3 protein-coding genes are annotated in these 6,271 nt (G+C 52.3%); 1 reads left to right on the top strand and 2 read right to left on the bottom strand.

Translation table 11 applies throughout. From position 1 onward, the window contains the following. Positions 1-152: 152 nt before the first annotated feature. A complete protein-coding gene (locus tag POTG_RS06755) occupies positions 153-2,240 on the bottom strand; it encodes an endonuclease MutS2 (RefSeq protein WP_009224075.1) in 2,088 nt (695 codons plus the stop codon). Positions 2,241-2,830: 590 nt separating this feature from the next. Here POTG_RS06755 and POTG_RS06750 point away from each other — a divergent pair. Beyond that, positions 2,831-4,702 carry an LTA synthase family protein gene (locus POTG_RS06750; RefSeq protein WP_009224074.1) on the top strand — a complete coding sequence of 624 codons (1,872 nt, stop codon included), beginning with the start codon at positions 2,831-2,833 and terminating at the stop codon, positions 4,700-4,702. An 80-nt stretch (positions 4,703-4,782) separates the two neighbouring features. Here the strand turns inward: POTG_RS06750 and POTG_RS06745 are convergent, their stop codons facing one another. Continuing rightward, positions 4,783-6,219, bottom strand: coding sequence for an MATE family efflux transporter (locus POTG_RS06745; protein WP_009224073.1), 1,437 nt, complete (start codon positions 6,217-6,219; stop codon positions 4,783-4,785). Between the last annotated feature and the right edge of the window lie 52 nt (positions 6,220-6,271).

The following is a 6,271-nucleotide window of genomic DNA, read 5'->3' as shown; positions in this document are numbered from 1 at the left end:
AAATCGTACTTTTGACAGAAAAAACTGTACTTTTGCAGCTATCTCCCCCCTAGCGAACAAAACTAAAGCGCGAGCCTAAGGACCGAACGAAACGGACCTCTAAACTCGCGCTCTTTCATTATGCCTGACGCCTGGCTAACTACCGCGCAAAGTTAATCCTCCCCCGGTTTCTTGATAATCATCAAGCCTTCCACGTGCCGTTTGCTCATCAGCTTGCGCTTTTTCCGGTTTTCCTTCGAGTCGAACACGATATCCAAATCGTAATCCTCCGGATACAGAGACTCGCTCTTAAGATAAGGCTTTAATCGCTTATGGTTCACCTTGATTTTCTGCTTCTGCACCTGAACTAACGCCATTCCTCGCAAATCCGGCGGTTCCACGACGATGCCAATCTTCCCGATGGAAGTGACGAGAACGGCGTCCCCCACCTTAAACTTGCGGGACGGCGGAAGGGCTGCTTCTCCGGTTGCCGCCTCAGCGTCAGCGGGTTTCCCGGCCCCCGTTACGGTCTCCGTTCCTCCGCCGTTCAAGCCTGCTGCTCGCTGGGGCTTCAGCTGTCCCTTAGCTCCCGAACCTTTCCCCGGCTCCCCCGCTGCTCGCGAACTCCCGGGCACAGAAGCTGCCTTATCCCGTGCATCCCGCGCAGCCGCTGATGGCTTCGCGGGTACGATCTCATCCCAACGCAGACCGCCGCTGCCAGAGCCATCGGTGGATTGCTGGCGGCTGACGATATGCTGCGAGCGTTCGATGATCCCGCCGGACATCCCCAGCTTGCGGGCGATTTCGATCGCATAACTGCGGCCGGACTGCCCGATGGTCAGGCGGTACAGCGGACGCAGCGTCTCGGTGTTGAACTCCATCCGCGCGTTCTCAAACCCCTCCGCCCGGGAGGCGAAGGTCTTGAGTTCGTTGAAATGGGTCGTGACCATCACCGTCGACCCTTTCCGGGCGAACTCCTCCAGGATCGCAATCGACAAGGCGATCCCTTCGCCTGGATCGGTGCCCGCCGCCAGCTCATCGATCAGCACCAGGGTAGCGGGGCCCGACTCTTTCAGGATTTGTACCAGCGCGCCGATCTGAGCGGAGAACGTGCTGAGTGACTGCTCCAGGTTCTGGCCGTCCCCGATGACAGCGCGGATGCCCTGGTACACCGCAAACCGGCTATCCGGCGAGACCGGCACCAGCAGACCCGATTGCACCATCAATGTCAGCAGACCAAACGTCTTCAGGACGACCGTTTTCCCGCCGGTATTGGGACCGGTGATGATCAGCGTCCGGTAATCCGTACCGATCGCCATATCCAGCGGCACCATCGTCTGCAGCAGCTTCGGATGCTTGGCGCCGCGAATCACCGTCTCTCCGGTCTCGCTGAGCTGCACCTCGGTCCCGCCGATTGCCGCAGCGTATTTTGCCTTAGCGAAAATAAAGTCATACAACCCTGTAATCTCGATATTCCGAATCAGGTCAGCCGCTTCCCGTTCGACCAATCCGGCGAGGTATCCGAGGATTTTCGCTTCCTCCCGGGCCTCTTCGCCTTGAAGCAGCTCCAGCTCGCTTTGCAAGGCTGCCACCTCCTGGGGCTCGATGAACGCGGTCTGCCCGCTGGTCGATTGGTCCAGCATACGCCCATTAACTTGCTTGTAGTAGTCTTTTTTCACCGGGATCACGTATCTGCCGCCGCGTACGCTTACGATGTTCTCCTGCAAAATCGAGGCGTGACGAGCCATAACAGCCTGAATCCGCTTCTGGATCCGCTCTTTGACGATGCTGATTTTTTTACGTATCTTCTCCAGCTCCCGGCTGGCGTCATCCATAATCACTCCGTGCCGAATACAACGGAGAATCTCCTGCTGCAGTGCAGGCAAATCCTGCAAATCGGTCGCATAAATGCCGATTCGCCAGGCCAGCTCGCCTTTGGCAGCCATATATTTCTTGAGTTGCCCGCAGCTGTGCAGGAACGTCTGCACTGCCGTCAAATCCTGCTCCGTGAACAGATACCCTGTGCCCAGCAATGAGACGACCTGCTCGATCCCTTCCAGCGAAGGCAGCGGGACACTGGCTCCCTTCCTGTACAGGGCGACCGCCTCCGCCGTTTCCGCAATCGCCCGTTCGATGGCCCGCTTCTCCACCATCGGTGCGAGCTCTTCGATGCGTTTCCGGCCGGCATAAGATACCGCGTATCCCAGCAATTCCTGTTTGATGCTTTCATATTCCAATGTACTTAGCGAAAATCTCTCCAAGGGAAATCCTCCTTCAAAATGGTTGATCTTCCTTCTTTCCGGAATAAAAAAAGGCAAAGGACGCACGTATGCCATCCTTTGCCTATACTTCTCCCGCTCTCTGCCGATCCGGGTAATCAAAAAAGCCGTGCTGAAAACAGCACGGCTTGATCGTTATCAAGATAACGGCAGCTAATGGGGAGCTGCAAGATGCTTTCGCGTGTGTTCTTAACTATTCATAGACCGAAACAAGCGTACGGAAAAATACATGCGCGCTTAAAACTCAAGCGGCACGTTCCTGTACTCGTGTCTCTGTCCCTATGAAATTACTAGTTAAGAACCTTCACCGACATCAAGATCTCTCCTCTTTCGATCACGAAGCATTATTCCGAAAAGAAGGAATACGTTTAATTTACCAAAAAGGGGCGTTATCCGTCAATAATACGGCTTTCGACGCGTTGCATACGGCTTTAAGTGGAATATCTTGCTAATTGAGTGAATTGATTAATTTTATTCTTGCGGCCATTTCATGTATTATATATGGGGTGTTAAAATTGTAAACTCGGCATTAATTACAACTAAGGAGTTTTTACGGAAAGGAAGGAAACGAAGTGTCACAGTTCAATCGCATCCGGCTCGCCAGCATCAAGCCGTTTGTCTTTTTCTCTGTCATTATGATCTTCAAGATTTATCTCGTCTGGACGGCTATCTTTGATGTAGTACCCGCTTGGGGGCCATTGTTGAAGGAAATCCCGTTTATCTGGATTTTGTTCTGCTTGATTGAATGGTTCTCCTCCAAACGTAAGATCGGCCTTTATTTAACCGTCAATTTGATCGTTACAGCCATTTTCTTCGCCGCTGTTATGTACCATAAATATTATGGGGTTATCGTGAATTACACTGCCCTGCAGCAGGTGAATCAAGTCACCGCGGTGAAGAACAGCGTGTTCTCCCTGCTGGCGCCTTATTATCTGCTGATCTTTGTGGACATCGTGGTGATCGGCTTCTGGTTGTTCCGGAAGAAACGCGCCGAGAAGCTAAAAGCTTTATTTAATCTAAGAAAAGCCAGCACCGGCGTCATTACCGGAATTTTCGCCTTTTCCCTGCTGCTGTGTATCTTTAATGTATGGCCGAACCGGGCCAGCATGAATGAGATCAAACAGGCCGAGCAAATGGGCATCCTGAACTATGAAACGTACACGATTTTCTCCAGCGCCAAGAAGGAAGAACTGGTTGACAAGGACCAGATCTCGCAAGAGAAAATCAATAACCTGAAAGGCATTACCATCCCAGCGGAACCGAAATATTTTGGTGCGGCCAAAGGCAAAAACCTGATCATCATTCAGATGGAATCGTTCCAGAACTTCCTGATTGACCTGAAGATCGATGGTCAGGAAGTCACGCCAAACATGAATAAACTTGTTAAGGAAAACACTTATTTCAAGCATTTCTATCAAATGGTCGGACAAGGGAACACCTCTGATGCCGAGTTTGTTGTGAACACCTCGTTCTACATTCCGTACAATGAGGCCGCAACGCAAAACTATCCGGACAAGGATCTGCCAAGCTTGCCGAAGCTGATGCGGGATCAAGGGTATGATACGGCAACGTTCCACACGAATGTCGTTGATTTCTGGAACCGCGGCGAATTGTACAAAGCGATTGGCTTCAACCGCTATTATGACCAGAAATGGTTTGGTACCGAAGACACCGTCTTCTTTGGCCCTTCGGATGAAGTGCTCTACAAGAAGACAGCTGAAGAGCTGAACCGCATGCAGCAAACGGGACAGCCTTTCTATACTCAAGTGATCTCGATGACGGCTCACCATCCGTTTACAACACCGCATGACAAGGATAAGATTCAGTTGCCTGAACGTTACCAAGACAATATGGTTGGCGATTATTTGCGGGCGCAAAGCTATGCGGACTACGCACTCGGTCAATTTATCGAGGATCTGAAGCAAAGAGGCATCTGGGACAACAGCGTGGTTGTCATTTACGGTGACCATCTCGGCTTGCCAATGTATTCGCTGGACAAACATGGACTTGAGCTGATGAAAGAAATTTATGGCCGGGATTACAGCTATATTGATATGATCAATATCCCGCTGCTTCTTCATGTGCCGGGTACCGATATGCCAGATGTCATGGACAATGTCGGCGGCCAAGTGGATATCCTGCCGACGGTAGCCAACCTGTTTGGCATCAATCTCGATAATCATATTCATTTTGGTGAGGATTTGCTGAACCAAACATCTTACAACCTGTTACCGCAGCGTTACTATCTGCCATCCGGCTCGTTTATCAACGACCAGGCGCTGTTTATCCCAGGGGTTTGGTATGATGACGGTACGAAGTATCCGCTCCCCAAGGACGGTGTGACCCAAGCGTTAACGACGGAAAGCGAATATAACCGTGCGCTTGAACTGCTCCGTCTCAGCGACAGCTACGTGAAGCAGCTGCCTGACCGAGAGAAAGAGTAGGATATCTTGCCACAAAAAACAGAAAGAGCCGCAGGCGCCCTTCCCGGGCCGCCCTGCGGCTCATCTTTTATTCTCACCCTTTATAACGCCGAAGGAGCAACGCCATCCATCGTCTGGTTCCCCTGACCCTGATCTCGCTCTTCCTGGGCCCATCCGCGTGCTTGAAGCAGCTCCTGCTCTTTTCTGCGCAGATACTTACGCCCTCTCCAGCGGAAGAACGAAAAGACGCCCCGAATATATTCGTCGCTGATCATACAAGCGTAAATGGCGATAATGCCCCAGCCGAGCGAAACGCCAAACAGATACGAGCAGCCGGTCGCAACGACGGACATAAAGATCAAGGAAATGATCATCGTATATCGCGTATCCCCTACCGCATTCAACGAGTTCCCGAGGGCCATGTTGATCATTTTGCCCGGCTGCAGCAACAGATTGAGCCAGAGCAATGCCGCACAGAGGGCCAAGATATCGGGATCCTGTGTAAACAATCCCAACAGCTTCGGACCAAACAGAACAAGGATAAACGCATTAACGATAACGAGCGGCAGCCCAAAGGCCAGCACGCGGTATACCGCGCGGTAAGCTTCTTTGGTTTTGCCCGCTCCGTACAGGTGAGCGATCTGGATTTGCGCCGCCATCGCCAGCGAGAAGCCGAGCATAAAGCAGAACGACTCCAGCGTATTCATATAGGTTCTGGCGGCCAACTCGGTTGCGCCAAGCATCGCCAGGAAGGAGAAAATCGCCAGCTGCGAGAACACCCAGCTCGCCGAATTGACTCCCAGCGGCCAGCCAATGACCAGAACCTCCTTAAACAGCTTGCCATCGTAGACAGACATGTCCTTGAAGCCGATCCGCCGCTGGAACGTGCCGAGGAAAATGAAGAGCAAGACAACCGTAGCGACCAAGCGGCTGATTACCGTTGAAATCGCCACGCCGGTCAGCCCCCATTGCGGAAATCCAAAGGCCCCAAAGATAAAGCAATAGTTCATCAGGATATGCAAAACGTTCATGCCCACCGCCGTGTACATCGGGCCTTTCGTATTTCCGGTGTTGCGGATCGCCGTACCCAACAGGGAAATCATCGCGGTTAGAATCATGCCTCCGCCAACGATGGAGATGTAGATTTTGGCCAGAGGCAGCAGCTCATCCGGAAGCTGCAGCATGGTGGCGATCGGTCCCGGAACCGCAATCAGCAAAATGCTGAGAACAAGACCAATCCCAGCCGTCACCTTGAAAGCGATAATCGCGACGGTTCGCGCATCCTCTTCGCGGCCCGAACCGATCTTCTGGGCGATGACAATCCCCGCCCCGCTAGCGACAGTTGCAAACAGCGTCGTCAGCGCATTAAACAGCTGGTTCGAGAACCCCACGACCGCCACCGCATTGTCGGAAATGCGGCTAACCATCAGCGTATCGACTGTCCCCAGCAAAATTTGCAGGAACAACTCGATAAAGATGGGCCATGCGAGCAGCCAGAGAGAGAACTTATTCTTCTCGCCGCCATTGACTTTCTTCATTATTACAACCTCCTGGAGATTGGAGAATCCCGTTGATTCCCTGTCATCGTGT

Source organism: Paenibacillus sp. oral taxon 786 str. D14, from assembly GCF_000159955.1.
Lineage (GTDB): Bacteria > Bacillota > Bacilli > Paenibacillales > Paenibacillaceae > Fontibacillus > Fontibacillus phoenicis.
This window is presented reverse-complemented; position numbering and strand designations above follow the sequence as displayed.

What these genes read in the sequence shown, in the direction of transcription:
- POTG_RS06745 (WP_009224073.1), bottom strand. Translation starts at nt 6,219, where the DNA reads ATGAAGAAAGTCAATGGCGGCGAGAAGAATAAGTTCTCTCTCTGGCTG.